This is a genomic window from Ureibacillus thermosphaericus (genome assembly GCF_012396605.1).
In the GTDB taxonomy this organism is placed as follows: domain Bacteria; phylum Bacillota; class Bacilli; order Bacillales_A; family Planococcaceae; genus Ureibacillus; species Ureibacillus thermosphaericus.
In genome coordinates, this window is record NZ_JAAXPW010000030.1 from 11,571 (window position 1) to 26,837 (window position 15,267).

13 protein-coding genes are annotated in these 15,267 nt (G+C 34.5%); 5 read left to right on the plus strand and 8 right to left on the minus strand.

What is annotated here, in order from left to right; translation table 11 throughout:
* Positions 1–45: 45 nt before the first annotated feature.
* Together HF990_RS11440 and HF990_RS11445 are read right to left on the minus strand one after the other, a co-directional pair.
* Complete coding sequence (locus HF990_RS11440; RefSeq protein WP_016838312.1) at positions 46–1,545, minus strand: PH domain-containing protein; 1,500 nt, start codon at positions 1,543–1,545, stop codon at positions 46–48.
* Positions 1,535–2,017 (minus strand): PH domain-containing protein, encoded by a 483-nt coding sequence (locus HF990_RS11445; RefSeq protein ID WP_016838313.1) that lies wholly within the window; start codon positions 2,015–2,017, stop codon positions 1,535–1,537. Before HF990_RS11445 ends, HF990_RS11440 begins: the two co-directional genes overlap by 11 nt.
* A 201-nt stretch (positions 2,018–2,218) precedes the next feature.
* Here HF990_RS11445 and HF990_RS11450 point away from each other — a divergent pair, with 201 nt between their 5' ends.
* Positions 2,219–3,802: a long-chain-fatty-acid--CoA ligase gene (locus HF990_RS11450; RefSeq protein WP_016838314.1), complete on the plus strand. Its 1,584-nt coding sequence runs from the start codon at positions 2,219–2,221 to the stop codon at positions 3,800–3,802.
* Between the two features lie 37 nt (positions 3,803–3,839).
* On the opposite strand, the gene HF990_RS11455 is transcribed toward HF990_RS11450, so the two are convergent.
* From HF990_RS11455 to HF990_RS11475, 5 genes are all read right to left on the minus strand, one after another.
* On the minus strand, positions 3,840–5,276 hold the full coding sequence (locus tag HF990_RS11455) for a DEAD/DEAH box helicase (RefSeq protein ID WP_016838315.1): 1,437 nt from the start codon (positions 5,274–5,276) through the stop codon (positions 3,840–3,842).
* Positions 5,277–5,615: 339 nt separating this feature from the next.
* Positions 5,616–6,311, minus strand: coding sequence for an alpha/beta hydrolase (locus HF990_RS11460; protein ID WP_168412639.1), 696 nt, complete (start codon positions 6,309–6,311; stop codon positions 5,616–5,618).
* Positions 6,312–6,427: 116 nt separating this feature from the next.
* Complete coding sequence (locus HF990_RS11465; protein WP_016838317.1) at positions 6,428–7,792, minus strand: UDP-N-acetylmuramoyl-tripeptide--D-alanyl-D-alanine ligase; 1,365 nt, start codon at positions 7,790–7,792, stop codon at positions 6,428–6,430.
* A gap of 12 nt (positions 7,793–7,804) precedes the next feature.
* Positions 7,805–8,878 (minus strand): D-alanine--D-alanine ligase, encoded by a 1,074-nt coding sequence (locus tag HF990_RS11470; RefSeq protein WP_016838318.1) that lies wholly within the window; start codon positions 8,876–8,878, stop codon positions 7,805–7,807.
* Positions 8,879–8,990: 112 nt separating this feature from the next.
* Complete coding sequence (locus tag HF990_RS11475) at positions 8,991–9,740, minus strand: hypothetical protein (protein ID WP_016838319.1); 750 nt, start codon at positions 9,738–9,740, stop codon at positions 8,991–8,993.
* A gap of 204 nt (positions 9,741–9,944) precedes the next feature.
* Here HF990_RS11475 and HF990_RS11480 point away from each other — a divergent pair, with 204 nt between their 5' ends.
* On the plus strand, positions 9,945–11,141 hold the full coding sequence (locus HF990_RS11480) for an FtsW/RodA/SpoVE family cell cycle protein (protein ID WP_016838320.1): 1,197 nt from the start codon (positions 9,945–9,947) through the stop codon (positions 11,139–11,141).
* A gap of 42 nt (positions 11,142–11,183) precedes the next feature.
* Here the strand turns inward: HF990_RS11480 and HF990_RS15255 are convergent, their stop codons facing one another.
* Positions 11,184–11,315, minus strand: coding sequence for an Lmo0850 family protein (locus HF990_RS15255; protein ID WP_016838321.1), 132 nt, complete (start codon positions 11,313–11,315; stop codon positions 11,184–11,186).
* A gap of 248 nt (positions 11,316–11,563) precedes the next feature.
* On the opposite strand from HF990_RS15255, the gene HF990_RS11485 reads away from it, so the two are divergent.
* The 3 genes from HF990_RS11485 (at position 11,564) to cls (ending at position 15,231) form a co-directional block, all read left to right on the plus strand.
* Positions 11,564–12,730, plus strand: a complete 1,167-nt coding sequence (locus tag HF990_RS11485) for an MFS transporter (RefSeq protein ID WP_168412643.1) — start codon at positions 11,564–11,566, stop codon at positions 12,728–12,730.
* Between the two features lie 144 nt (positions 12,731–12,874).
* Positions 12,875–13,666: a YwqG family protein gene (locus tag HF990_RS11490; RefSeq protein ID WP_096549800.1), complete on the plus strand. Its 792-nt coding sequence runs from the start codon at positions 12,875–12,877 to the stop codon at positions 13,664–13,666.
* Positions 13,667–13,776: 110 nt separating this feature from the next.
* Positions 13,777–15,231, plus strand: coding sequence for a cardiolipin synthase (gene cls, locus HF990_RS11495; RefSeq protein ID WP_168412640.1), 1,455 nt, complete (start codon positions 13,777–13,779; stop codon positions 15,229–15,231).
* Positions 15,232–15,267 lie beyond the last annotated feature (36 nt).

The following is a 15,267-nucleotide window of genomic DNA, read 5'->3' on the forward strand; positions in this document are numbered from 1 at the left end:
ACTAATTTGGACAATAAAAAATTTTTTATATAAAAAGAGGATGCATTAGGCATCCTCTTTTTTCATTTCCTTTGATTTTTCAAACCAAGAAAGTAACTCATTTACATCTGATTCATTTAAATGAGATACTCTCGCAGTTGCACCTGTAATACCAGACATAACGGTAGCTTGAATAGAAGCGATGTTTTTTCTTTTTTGAAAATAATTTTGTTTACTCTGGACAACTTGAATCCGTTTCTTTTCTGCAATAAACGTCACTCGGCTAATCACACGATAACGCAATGTTAGTTGGTTACCTGTAATGATAAAGCCATTTGTTTTATACTGCCATAATCTAAGCATAAGAACAGGAAGTACAAATAATATCGAAAATAAACCTAATGGATAAAAGAAGTAAGAACATAATCCAATGATTGGAAGAAGCCACAGAATATCAATCCTATAAAAATGAGGTTTTGCCTTCTTTGGTGGACGAATAAAATCCGGTTCCATTTCAAAATCAAAATGTGGAAATAATTGTCGTAACGGTTCTAACATTCTTTGATTCGAAATGATTGGAAACAACATGATTTTTTTATCGTGTTCTCCAAAACCACCGCTTGCGCTTTCTACAACGACTGTTGCATATTTAACCATTTGTCTTATAGGATTTTCGACAATTTTAATTCCTTGTACTCGATTTTTTGGAATCGTAATTCGCTTTTTTTCCAATAAACCGCGTGTAATTACAATTCGGTCGTTCTCTTGAACAACTGTAAAATCATAGTAATTAATAAATGTAATGATGATTGATACAATCCATGCCATTAAAAATGTAAAGAAAATGGTCATCAACACAATCATAAATCCAAATTGTATAAATATTGATAGCTCTTCAAAAATCCTTTCGTAAGGTATAAATTCAGAAACTTGAGAAATAAAAGCCGCTACCCCTGCAATAACCACTCCTATACTATTCGATGTAGTGGCAAGCAGAAATAAGTCTTTTGCTGAAATTTTGTAAATGATTTCATGAAGATCTTGTTGAACTTCAACTGCTTCCAATTGGTTTTTATCTTCGAATTCATTTTCACTTGCTTGCTCTATGTTTACTTTCTTTGTTTCTCTTTCAATCTGAGAAGCCTCTTCTCTCGTTATAGCTGTCAACACCACTTCAGGTTTACCATCCGTACTTCCGGCTGTTTCTACCATAACTTGAACAAGACCGAAAATACGGTGGAATATCGATTCTTTATAATTAAAACTTTGGATGCGATCAAAAGGAATATAACGTTTCTTTTTGATAAATAGTCCATATTCCACTCTTAGTTCATTTTCTTCAAACCAATAAACAAAAGTCCACCATCTAATAAACCCGGAAATTAAATAAAATATTAGAACCAATAAAAAAATTAATAAAGGGATATATTCCCAAAAGTCATTACTCTCAATTTTAAAACCGTTCGCAACTGCAATAATTAAAAATGGAATAATTAATTCTTTTAATCCCTTTATAAAGTTAATAACAGCCGAAACTGGATGGAGTTTATACTTTTTATACATCATCTTCAGCCACCCTCGCTAACTCGGAAATTCTTGCTCGCAAACGGTCTGCTTCTTCTGTTATTAACATGGGAATTACATGGGTCGTGGCTGCTGTTGAAATCGAAATATTTGCTAAATCATATTTTTTTAATATGGGACCTTGTGATGTATCCACATGTTGTACTCGAACCATCGGAATCAACGTTCTCGTTACGACAAATAAGCCACTTTGAATTTCAATTTCATGTTCCCTAACTTCATAACGCCAATGATCCCATCGAATTTTTGGAAATAGCCAAATTAATGCCAAGGCTGGGATGGCAACAAAAACAATTGCAATGTAATAAATAAATGTTGGCCCATCAAATTTATATGTAAGAAAACTAGCTACTCCAGCAATTATTGATAGAAAAATAGTATAAATAAGTCCATATAATCTCCATACCGTTAATCCTTTTCTAGGAATTTGATATTCCGGTTCTCTTCTTATCATTATCTCTCACCTCTTATCTATCTCTTTCATATACGGTTTTCCTTTTATTTTGTTTCAAAACTCCTTATTTTTTTAATTCATCATTTTTTAGCTTAGTGAATTCATATATATCATATTAGACTTCCTAGTGCTTTCTCTGTATAAATTTTAGAATTTTCAGTCTAATAAAATCACTATTCATTACGTAAGGAGTGTAGTTGGATGAACGTACCTTTAGTTTTAACCCATTTTTTAGATCGAGCCGTTGCATTATACGGAAATAAGGAAGCAATTATCAGTTATGAAGGGGATCGGCGATTCACTTATTACCAGTTCAACACCCGAGTAAATCAGCTGTCAAGGGGGCTACAATCTTTAGGCATTAAAAAACATGATAAAGTAGCATATCTTGCCCCAAACACGATTGAAATGCTTGAAGGTTTTTATGGGATATATCAAGTTGGTGCAGTAATGGTACCTTTAAATATTCGTTTAAAACCTGAAGATTATCTTTTTATTTTAAATCATAGCGAGTCAAAAGTATTGTTTGTAGATCAAGAACTTTATCATTTAATTGAACCAATCAAATCAAAATTAAATACTGTCGAATCAATTATTGTTCATAACAAAAATAGTGAAACAAATGAAATCAATTATGATGAATGGCTTGCTTCTTTTGATGGTTCAAACTTTGACAGAGTTGATTTGGATGAAAATGATGAATGCAGTTTATTATATACAAGCGGAACAACTGGTAATCCAAAAGGCGTCCTTCTAACACACCGAAACAATTATTTACATGCTTTAAGCTCGATGCATTTCTTACGCGTTACAGATCGAGATGTATACTTACACGTCTTACCGATGTTCCATGTGAACGGGTGGGGATCACCTTTTTATTATACTGCCAATGGAGCAACTCACGTTACGTTGAGAAAAGTTGCAGCTGATCAAATCTTTGATGCTATTCAAAAATATAAAGTAACAGTCATTCATATGGCACCTACTGTATTAAATACATTATTGCAATATTATGATGAACATAAACCTGTGGTGTCTCATAAAGTGAGAGTTGTTATTGCTGGATCTGCACCACCTCCTGCCTTTGTTGAACGGGTTGAAAAAGACCTTGGCTGGGAATTCATCCAAGTTTATGGAATGACAGAATCTTCACCACTGAGCTTAGGTTCCCGAATACTTTCACAATATGAAAATCTTTCAGAAGTTGAAAAAATGAGATTGAAAGCAAAAGCCGGTACACCATTTATAGGTACAGAAGTAAAAGTAGTGGATGAAAACGGCGAAGAAGTTCCTCACGATGGGAAAACAATGGGAGAAATTATTGTTCGTGGACACGGCGTGATGAAAGGCTATTGGAAAAACGAAAACGCTACAATGGAAACAATCATTAATGGTTGGTTATATACAGGCGATGTAGGCACCATTGATGAGAAAGGTTATATCGATATAACTGACCGTAAAAAAGATATTATTATAAGTGGCGGTGAAAATATCTCTTCCATAGAAGTAGAAGGCGTATTATATGAACACCCTGCTATAAAAGAAGCAGCCGTCATTGCTATTCCACACGAAAAATGGGGAGAAACTCCTCACGCCATTGTCGTATTAAAAGATGGCTACCAGGTTACTGAGCAAGAACTAATCGACTTCACTCGTTCAAAATTAGCACATTTTAAGGCAATAAAAAGTGTATCTTTTGTTGATGAATTGCCAAAAACAGCTTCAGGCAAAATACAAAAAGTTCAATTACGCAAACAATATATTGAATCGGTTCAACAAATATAAAAAGCAGGAGGGAAGCCCTTCCTGCTTACATTTATTCTTACTTTCTACCTCGACGGCGTTCTCCCGTTTTCTTACCGCCTTCTCTTCTGCTTCCACGGTGTTCTCGGCGAACACTTCGTCCCCCACTGCGTCCATTTGAACGTTCTTTGCGTATTGGAAGCGGACGTTCTTCTGTAATTTTCACTGGAGTATCGTCCGGCTCTTTTGTAAATGATTTGATGGCTGCAGCTATAAGATCCACTGCATCATAATCTTCCAATAATTCTGTTGCTAGCAATCGATAATCTTTTAAATCATTTGCTTGAACAACTTCCACAAGTTTTTCAATCGCCAATTTCTGTTGCCCTGCTAATGCTTCGTCTTCAGTTGGTGGGCGCAGAGGCGTCATGCGTTTATTTGTTGTTTCTTCAACGATTCTTAAATAGCCCATCTCTCTTGGTGTTACAAATGTAACAGCAAGTCCTGATTTCCCTGCACGCCCAGTCCGACCAATTCGGTGTACATAACTTTCCGGATCTTGAGGGATATCAAAGTTATACACATGAGAAACTCCAGAAATATCTAATCCACGTGCCGCCACATCTGTTGCAACAAGGATATCAATTTTATTTTCTTTAAACTGACGTAATACAGACAAACGCTTTGATTGGCTCAAGTCTCCATGAATACCTTCTGCTAGATATCCACGAATATTTAACGCTTGCGCTAATTCGTCTACACGGCGTTTTGTACGACCAAATACGATGGCCAATTCCGGTTGATGTACATCCAAAAGACGAGTTAAAATATCAAATTTTTCTCGTTCCTGAGTTTTCACAAAATATTGTTCAATATTTTCAACCGTCATTTCTTTTGATTTAATTTTCACTTCTTTTGGATTCTTCATAAATTTCGTTGCGATTTTACGAATTGCTGGCGGCATTGTTGCTGAGAACAACAACATTTGGCGATTTTCAGGCACTTTTTCTAAAATCGCATTAATGTCATCAATGAAGCCCATGTTTAACATTTCATCTGCTTCATCTAATACAAGGGTTTGAACATGTTCAAGTTTCAATGTACGACGGTTGATATGATCTATTATTCGACCAGGAGTTCCAACGATAATTTGCGGTTTGTTTTTTAAAGCACGAATTTGTCGTCCGATATCTTGTCCACCGTAAACAGATAATATTTTTACTCGCTTATCATATCCAATTTTATAAAGCTCTTCTGAAACTTGAATAGCTAGTTCGCGAGTCGGTGCAATAATTAATGCTTGAATATCCGGATTATTCGTATCAATTTTTTCGATAATCGGAATACCGAACGCCGCCGTTTTACCGGTACCTGTTTGTGCCTGTCCGATAATGTCGCGACCTTCTAAAGCAAATTTAATAGTTCCTTCTTGAATGGGTGTTGCTTCTTCAAATCCCATACGTTTTAACGAACGTAATGTAGATTCACTAATATTAAATTCTGAAAAATTTGTCAAACTCTTCAATCTCCTTTTTTCTCTTAAGTCGACAAATGGTTACATTTTTCAGATGGAATGTCGGCAAATATCGAGCCTTTAGTTAGAACGTTCCGTCAAATTAATAAATCCTCATACTTAGAGAAAACATTTATTTATATGAAAAGGAAAGCCCGGTCTTTGCCGAGCGGTTCAATTCTATGCATTTCAATATGTTCCAATAGAATAAAACCGATAAACTCAAAAAAAAGTACTCTTCGTTTCCTTTGAAGAGTATTTGTATAAAATGTATCCATTGCTCTCCCTAGTCTACACGGTACATGAAAATTATGCAACGATAATGCTTCTATTGTCTAAAGCTTATTTTTCAGATTGTAAAAAATGCAGTACATCCGGAAACCAAGATTCACAATCGTCGCTATAACAAATATGGTGTTTACCACAAGATGAAAAGTAAATATATTTTTCCTTTGATGAAAGTTTATCGTATAAATATTGAGCGGTTGTATACGGAACGATTCCATCACATTTTCCTTGAACAATAAAGGTTGGTATATTGATTGACTCAATATATGGTTCAACCTGCCGGACGATTTTCATAAATTGTATTGCTGCACTAACAGGTACATTTTTTAGTTTATACTCATATCGCTTAAATAATTCATTATTTTTTAAATGTCCTTCAATGGCTTCTTTTGCAAACTTTTGTAAATCGCTTAATAACTGCTTTGGAGCAATATATTTCACAGCCGCACTAAGCAAAACGATTTTCTTTATAGGATATCGTTTTCCTAAGTATAAAGCGATGACTCCTCCCATGGAAAAACCTACAACATAAACCTTGTCGACTTTTTTAGCTAATCTTTTATAAGCAAGCTCAGCATCAATCAGCCAATGCTCAGCTGTGAAACCTTTTAATGAAAGTGTTTCACCATGACCACAAAATGTGGGGATTTCCACAATCCAATCGGTTTGATTTCGTATGTATTCTGCTAAAGGTTGCACCTCATACGGTCCTCCGGAAAATCCGTGCAACATCAATACACCAACAGACATAAGAAACACTCCTGTTGTAGAAGAATTCTTCCAAATAAAAAAGTGAAATTCACTTCGAACACCATTAGTTCTTTTCTGCCGGAGTCTCCATGAATTCCACTATAATGGCGAATTCTTTATTTATTAAAAGTATTAATTATCGTCTCTAATTTCATACCTCGAGATCCTTTAATTAAAATTAACGAGTCTTTATCGGCATGTTGTTTTATATAATCGACGATTTTCCCGTAGTCATCTTTCGTGTGCAATATTCGCCCAGAAAATCTTGGTGCTATTTTGTGATATAACCATTCCATACGAGGCCCAAATAAACATATTCTTGAAATACGATTTTCATCAATGTATCTAGCTAATTCTTCATGGAATTGTTGCTCTTTATCTCCTAACTCCAACATATCTCCTAAAACTAGCCATTTATCTTTTCGCATCGATGTGGATTGGAGGAATTCAATTGCCGCTTTCATTGATGTTGGTGCTGCGTTGTAAGCATCATTTATAAACAAAACATCTCCAACAGGAACAAGTTGCATCCGCATATCTGTAAGAGATACTTGTTCCAACCCTTTGCGAATTTGTTCATCTGACATTCCTAAAGATTTTGCGACAAGCATAGCACCTAACGCATTTTTCACTTGATGTTTTCCTAATATCGGAATAAAAAATTCGCCGTTTAATTCACCATCAACAATAAAGCGGCTGCCCTTTTCCGTCGTCTCTATTTCTCGAATCATTAAATCATTTCCTTGTTGAAAACCGAATGATTTCGATCTTAATTGGGGAGTAATTTCAATTAATGCTCTCAATAGAGGCTCATCACCGTCATAACATAATACACCTTCTGAATCGAATCCCTTAATAATTTCAAATTTCGCCTTCGCTATACCTTCTCTTGATCCCAAATCTTGCATATGAGCTTCGCCAATATTCGTAATAACAGCATAATGCGGTTTAGCTAATGTGGATAAAAACTCAATCTCGCCAAACCCGCTCATTCCCATTTCTAAAACTGCAATTTCTGTATCTTCATCAAGAGACAATATTGTAAGAGGCAAACCTAGTTCATTATTAAAGTTACCAATCGTTTTTTGCACTTTATAAAATGGTGAAAGCAAACTTGCTAAAATATCTTTTGAAGATGTTTTTCCGTTCGAACCTGTGATTCCAATGAATTTTGCCTTCAGCTCATTGCGGTACATACGCGCCATTTGTTGCAACGCGAGCCCAGAATCCTCTACAAAAAGAAGCGGTACATCTTTTGGTGGATTCGGTTCATCTTTTAACCAAAGGGAACAACTTGCTCCTTTTTCAAAAGCTTGAAGCACATATTTATGTCCATTCGTTTTTTCCCCGCGAAAAGGGATAAATAAATCTCCTTCTTTAATTGTTCTTGTATCAATGGATACGCCGGTTACGATTTTTTCACCATGTTCACCAGCTTCGATATTTAACCAATTTGCAATGTCTTGAATACTTTTTCTCATCATTCATCCCACTTATTCTCTATTAAATTGAAGTTGTTGTTTTTCTTTATGTCGCTCAAGTGCTAATTCGATTAGCTGATCAATTAATTCAGAATAGTTTAACCCACTGTTTTGCCAAAGAAGTGGATACATGCTGACAGGAGTGAAGCCTGGCATCGTATTTACTTCATTTATAAATACTTCATCTCCACATACGAAGAAATCAGCTCTTACTAAGCCGGAACAATCTAAAACTTTAAAGGCACGAATGGCCATATCTTTCATTTTCTCTTCCACTTCTTTTGTAATTTCTGCCGGAATAATTAATTTTGTTGATCCGTCCTTATATTTTGATTCGTAATCATAAAACTCAGTTGTTGGCTTTATTTCTCCTGCTACGGATACTTTCGGTTCATTATGTCCAAGCACAGCCATTTCAATTTCACGGGCTTCAATTCCTTGCTCTACAACTACTTTCCGATCATATTTAAAAGCGATATTAATCGATTTCTCTAATTCTTCTCTGTTCGATGCTTTGCTTATTCCTACGCTAGAACCTAGGTTTGCCGGTTTAACAAACATCGGATAAGTTAATTCACGTTCACACTTTGAAAGCAATGCCTCTTTGTTTTGGTCCCATTCATATCGAATAAAATAAACGAATGGTACTTGATTTAGTCCTGCAATGCTAAACAATTGCTTCATGACAACCTTATCCATTCCAGCTGAAGAGGATAGAACACCATTTCCAACATAAGGAAGGTTCAATAATTCAAGCAATCCTTGTACTGTGCCATCCTCACCATAAGTACCGTGGAGCAATGGAAAAATCACATCAAATTTTGCTTGTTCCTGATTCTCATCCAAAATAAATTCAAGAATGTAGTTTGGTTTACTTTCTTTCTTTGTAAATTGTAATTCTTCAATAGATTCAGCTGGTTTCGTTAACTGAGGACCTCTGCACCATTCGCCATCAATGGTAATATAAATCGGAATTACTTCATATTTATCAAAATCGATAGCTTTGGTTACCGCTGTAGCCGTTATTAGTGATACTTCATGCTCCGCGGATTTCCCCCCATATAATAATCCGATTCGTTTTTTCATTTTTCGACCTCCAACTTTTGAGTAATACTAGTTTATCATGAAAAGATTTAATTCATGAATGCTAAAAAGAAAAAACTCCCTGTCATTTGGCAATACCCTTGGACAGGGAAGTTTACTTCAGTTTAATAAGTTCATCATGTTCTTGTTTTAAAATCATTTTTAAATCATTCCATACCTCATCAGGATAATCATAATCGGAGAGTGTGCGAATTTCTAAGCCAAAGTGGTTGTCTGGTTTATCCACTTTATAAAGTGAAATCAAGGCACCTTCTTTAAAATAATTGCGATATGCTTTTAATAATGAGACGTCAATCGTTGGAATTGTTTCCTTCGACTTTCTTCGCCAAAAACCCCCATTTCCTCCGTTTTCTTTTATAATATTATTGATAAGTGTTGAAATGAGAGTCTCAAAATCTTCTAAGTAGCGAAAATAAATTTTCGTTGTTTGATCAGCTGCGGATGAACAATACACATAACGATTTTGCAGGTTCACAAAAAACGGTGTTGAAACAGGTTCCTTTTTATGAGCTAAATATAATAATTCTGCTTGCTCAATGGGAGTAAGCTGATTTACATGCCTTTCGTCAGCAAAATCAACCCAGCACAAATCTTGATTTGTATCATCCACTTTTTTAACAAAGTTTTTTATTTCATCGCTTGGAATATAATCTAGCTGGGTATGCATATTAAATAAACCATCTTCGTAATTGTGTTTTAACAGTAAAATATTTTTGATTGAATCGATTGCTCCAATAAATTGTTTTAATGACAAACCGCTAAAAATAACAAAGCGATCAACATCGTTCATATGTATAAACAAATGGTAAAAATAATCATCAACCGTCTTATATTTTTTAGCCATTCGATCACTCTCCAATACCGCAACAGTTAAGTTTATTATAAGATGTAATTATGTTTTTTGAAACAATTTCACAAAGGTTTCGTCTTATTGTTGTGTTTTAATCGGATAAAATCATATTTTCGCTATAATACCATATAGAATATGATACAGTATATTGATGAAGAGCTTTGTTGATTGCAATATTATAGAACATAGGTGGACAAAATGGAGAATAACAGAAATTTTGCAGAAAGATTCGATTGGAAACTTGCTGCCATACTCGTCATGTTTTTAATTATTAGTTTAGTAGCTATTTCTTCCGCTCAAACGACAGGGCAATATGGTCAAATAAATTTTGTTTTTAAACAATTACAATGGTACGTGATTGGTTCCTTCATCGTTGCTTTTGTCATGTATTTCGAGCCGGAGCAATATAAAAAAATGTCTTGGTATTTATATGGTTTTGGAATTTTACTCTTATTTGTACTTATTTTTATGCCAGAAGGTCAAGGCCAAATAGGGGAGCCAAAAAACGGAGCAAAAAGCTGGTATCATATACCAGGTCTCGGAAGTATTCAACCTTCTGAATTTATGAAAACTTTTTTTATTCTTGCAACCGCAAGACTGATTAGCACTCACCATGAAAAGTATGTAAGTAAAACACTTAAAACAGACTTTTTACTTTTAGGAAAAATTGGTTTGTCATTATTCATTCCGCTTGCTCTTATCATGCAGCAACCTGATTTAGGTTCATCACTAGTATTTATTGCCATTACTGCTGCACTCATTGTTGTTGCAGGAATTTCATGGAAGATTATTCTACCTATTTTTATCAGTGGTATGAGCATTGCCGGATTAATTTTATGGATGGCTTTATATATGCAAGATTTTCTTGCAGAATATTTAGGAGTAAAACCTTACCATTTCGGACGAATATATTCATGGATTGATCCATACTCATATGCAGATAAAGCTGGTTATCATTTAATCACTTCACTCAATGCCATTGGTTCAGGAGAAATTTTCGGCAAAGGATATATGAACCGTGAAGTATATGTAGCAGAAAACCATACCGATTTTATCTTTGCCGTAATCGGCGAGGAATGGGGATTTATAGGTGCTAGTTTCGTCATTTGTCTTTATTTCCTATTAATTTACCATTTAACAAAAATCACACTCACATTAAAAGATCCATTCTGTACATATGTGTGTGCTGGTATTATCGCAATGATTACCTTCCATGTTTTTGAAAACATCGGAATGACAATACAACTACTTCCGATTACCGGAATCCCTTTACCGTTTATTAGTTACGGTGGAAGTTCACTTATGGGAAATGCCCTTGCTATTGGTCTTGTATTTAGCATGAAGTTTCATTACAAAAAATACATGTTCTCAGCAAATGAAGATGATGAATTATAAAAAAAATTCCCGCCGATGCGGGAATTTTTTCGTTCAACCAAATCAATATTGGGAAGTAGTTTTTGGTGGTGCTAATACTTTTAACAATTCTAGCCGTGACTTTGTTACAGTTGCAGTTACCCCTAATTTCGATAATTTTGAAGCAATCTTTCTCAAATCCACTTCCTTGCCCATTCCAACCACCTATCCTCACATTATATTATTTACAACGTACAAATAGTGAAAAAAGTTTCGTACAAATATCCTCAAAATATTTTACCATGATTCTATTCCGTTTAATTTTTCAAAAATGTTACAACTACAATCTTGTCAAATAAAATGCCCTAAAAATTTATGGCATATTGAATTTACTTGTTTTCAAAAATCGGTAAAGTTACAATGTACAGTGTTCATACTAATTTAAAATTTATAAAGGCAGGAACATTATGAAAAAGATTGTTCTATTATTAGCTATACAATTTCTCGTTTATTTGGGATTCGGAATTATTATTCCTGTTTTGCCGGAAGTAATTGTGCAAAACCAATGGAATGAAGTTCATGTTGGCGGGTTATTAACGGTTTACGCATTAGCCAGCTTCTTTACAGCACCTTTTTGGGGACAATTATCTGATAAATTTGGCAGAAAACATTTAATCTTAGTAGGTCTTGTTGGTTTTTGTTTAAGTTTTCTTATTTTCAGCTTATTTATCGATCATTTATTTATGCTATATTTTTCACGCATCGTTGGTGGATTGTTTTCTGGGGCTTTATATACATCTGTCACAGGATATATCAGTGATATATCCACAAACGAGAATCGCAATAAATATATGGGCTTAATGGGCATGTCGATTGGTCTAGGGTTCATTTTTGGTCCTGCGATTGGCGGAGTGCTCGGTGAAAAGAGTTTGCATCTTCCTTTCACTGCGTCAGCAGCTCTAATTGCCATTCTCTTTGTTATCGCACTCATTGGATTAAAAGAACCTGAAAGAAAAGGAGAAGCAAACAAGCGGCAAATCATACCAAAAGGCGCATCCACGCTTTTCCAATATCGCGTTCGATATTTATTTCTCTTTTCATTTTTCGTTACATTTACGTTAGCGGGAGTAGAAGCAACATTTCAATTGTTCCAAATTAATCGCATCAGCATCACTCCCCTTCAACTAGGATATTTATTTATGTTTAGTGGATTTGTCGATGCTTTCATTCAAGGAGGAGTCATTCGACAAATAAAAGATGGTACAGAAACAAAATGGCTGTTTGCAGCTCAAATCGTGACTGCTATCGGGCTATTATTAATTGCTCTAACATCTAGCCTGGTAACGGCCGGCATTGCTCTATGCGTGTTTACAGCAGGTAATGCATTAGCTAGAACATGTGTTGTTTCGCTAACAACTAAAGAATCCGGAGGAAAATACGGTCTCGCTGCCGGACTTTCTTACTCCATGGATAACTTAGGCCGAATTATCGGACCGTTATTTTTCACTGTTTTATTTAAAATTGGAATGTCTCTAACTTATTACATCTCGTTCATCATTAGTTTGATTATCATCGTATTCATTTTCATTTTCAGTCGTTCAAAAAAATCCCTTCGCACTGAACTTGAATAAATAGCTAATTATCAATAAAAAGGGAGCGCTAAATCCTTTCAAGCGCCCCTTTTTCATATTTTAGAAAAGGTAACAACATATTTTTATGCATATATTTACTACAAACGGTTATAAGAATAATAAAAATGTGTTGGAGGATAGAACTTGGACTTTTCATATTTGTTACGATTGCCGTCCCAATTTGAAGGGATTCGTACAAGACTAGAAGCATCAGTATTAAAAGCAATAAATATTTTACCTACCATTCAACAAACCAATTTCACTGATAGTAAATTTGCTGGTTATCCATATTTACCAAAAACTATGAAGTATCCAAAAGATATAGATGGGAATTATTTAATACTTCTTGCTCAAATAAATTTTGAACAATGTCATTCGTTTCATCCATTTCCTTCACGAGGAATATTGCAATTTTTCATTTCACCTTCATTAGCAAAGTATCAACTGACCGAAGAGATTTTTCAACATTATTTTAAAGTTCGCTATTATCCCAATATATTACCTGAACATGAACTAGTCACAGATTTTTCATTTCTGCCAAACTTTGCATACTCTCCGATAAGAAATGAGATGTCACTCCGATTTATCTATACGGTCGAACCAGTTTCTGCAATGGATTATCGATTAACCAAATATATCAGTCACTCAGATCTAAATAAACAGCTTCATGATGGACGTACACTTGAAGAACATTATTTTGAACATTTTTTAGGAGCAGAGCATAAAATCGGAGGATATCCCTACTTCATTCACCAAGATACTAGAACCCATTCAACCCTGTTAAAACGGTATGATACGCTACTATTACAAATGGTTTCAGATGATGAGCAAAATATTATGTGGGGAGACTCTGGAATCATCAAATTTTTTATTAATAGCAAAAAACTCGCCCAATGTGATTTTACTGATATATATTTGCAGGCTGAACAGTACTAGCTAATGGGCAACCAATCAAGTGGTTGCCTTTTTATATGCCAATAATTTCTATCTAATCAATAAATACGTTATAATAATATATAATTACTGGGGGAGTAGGTGGGTGTGGAATGAGCATCATCATTAATTCAATCCCTTTCATTCCTATCTTATTTGCTTTAAATATTATTCTTGCCATTACAATTATCTTTTTAGAGAGAAGAGATGCATCTTCCACTTGGGCATGGATCCTTGTTTTATTTTTCCTACCCTTAATTGGCTTTATTTTATATTTATTGCTTGGCAGACAACTACGAAAAAAACATTTATTTCGCTGGGATGGACAAAAAGATATTGGCATCGACAATTTAATCAAATATCAAATAGAAGCCCTTGAAAATGATACGTTTCAGTTTAATGAAAACTACGTTAAAAATTATAAAAATCTTATTCAAATGAATTTAAATACGGGAGATGCCATTCTTACGCAGGATAATCAAGTTCAAATTTTTGATGATGGAGTTGAAAAATTCCAGTCATTAATCAATGATATATTGAATGCAAAAGATCATGTTCATATTCAATATTACATTTTCAAGCTCGATAATTTAGGGCAAAGAATTTATGAAGTATTAAAGAAAAAAGCAAAACAGGGTGTCAAAATTAGAATCTTATACGATGAAATGGGTTCAAGAAGCATAAAAAAAAGACATTTTAGAGAATTGATTGAATTAGGTGGAGAAGTTGAAGTATTTTTCCCTTCGATTTTCCCGCTTATTAATCCGCGTTTGAATTTTAGAAACCACCGAAAAATCGTCGTGATTGATGGTCGAATTGGCTACATTGGTGGGTTTAATGTCGGGGATGAATATATAGGTTTAAACAATAAATTTGGCTACTGGAGAGATACCCATTTACGCATAGAAGGCAGTTCAGTTCTTCCAATCCAAACTCGCTTTATTTTAGATTGGAATCAAGCTAGCGAACACAAAATAGAGTATTCAGAAAGTTATTTTCCTGCCATTCCTAAAAAAGGGGATGTGGCTATTCAAATTATCTCCAGTGGTCCTGATACAGACTGGCCAACAATTAAAAACGCATATTTAAAATTACTCATGGAAGCAAAACGGTATATTTATATTCAAACACCTTATTTTATTCCGGATAACAGCTTCTTAAATGCAATTGAAGTGGCTAGCCTATCGGGAATCGATGTTCGTATTATGATTCCAAATAAACCTGACCATTTGTTTGTTTATTGGGCTACTTATTCTTATATTGGGGAATTATTGAAGGCGGGCGCGAAAGTGTATATTTACGATAAAGGATTTATCCATGCGAAAACCATTGTGATTGATGATGAAGCAGCTTCAGTAGGAACTGCTAATATCGACGTTCGAAGTTTTAAATTAAACTTTGAGGTGAATGCATTTATTTATGATAAACTTGTTTGCCATGAATTAGCCGAAATCTTTGAAAAAGATATTTTAGATTCTAGAGAATTAACACTGGAACAATACGAAAATCGTTCAGTCATAATCAAATTTAAAGAGTCAATTTCTAGACTGTTAACTCCAATATTATAAAGAATTCGTTTTTCCAAAAAAACCTTTGGAAAAACG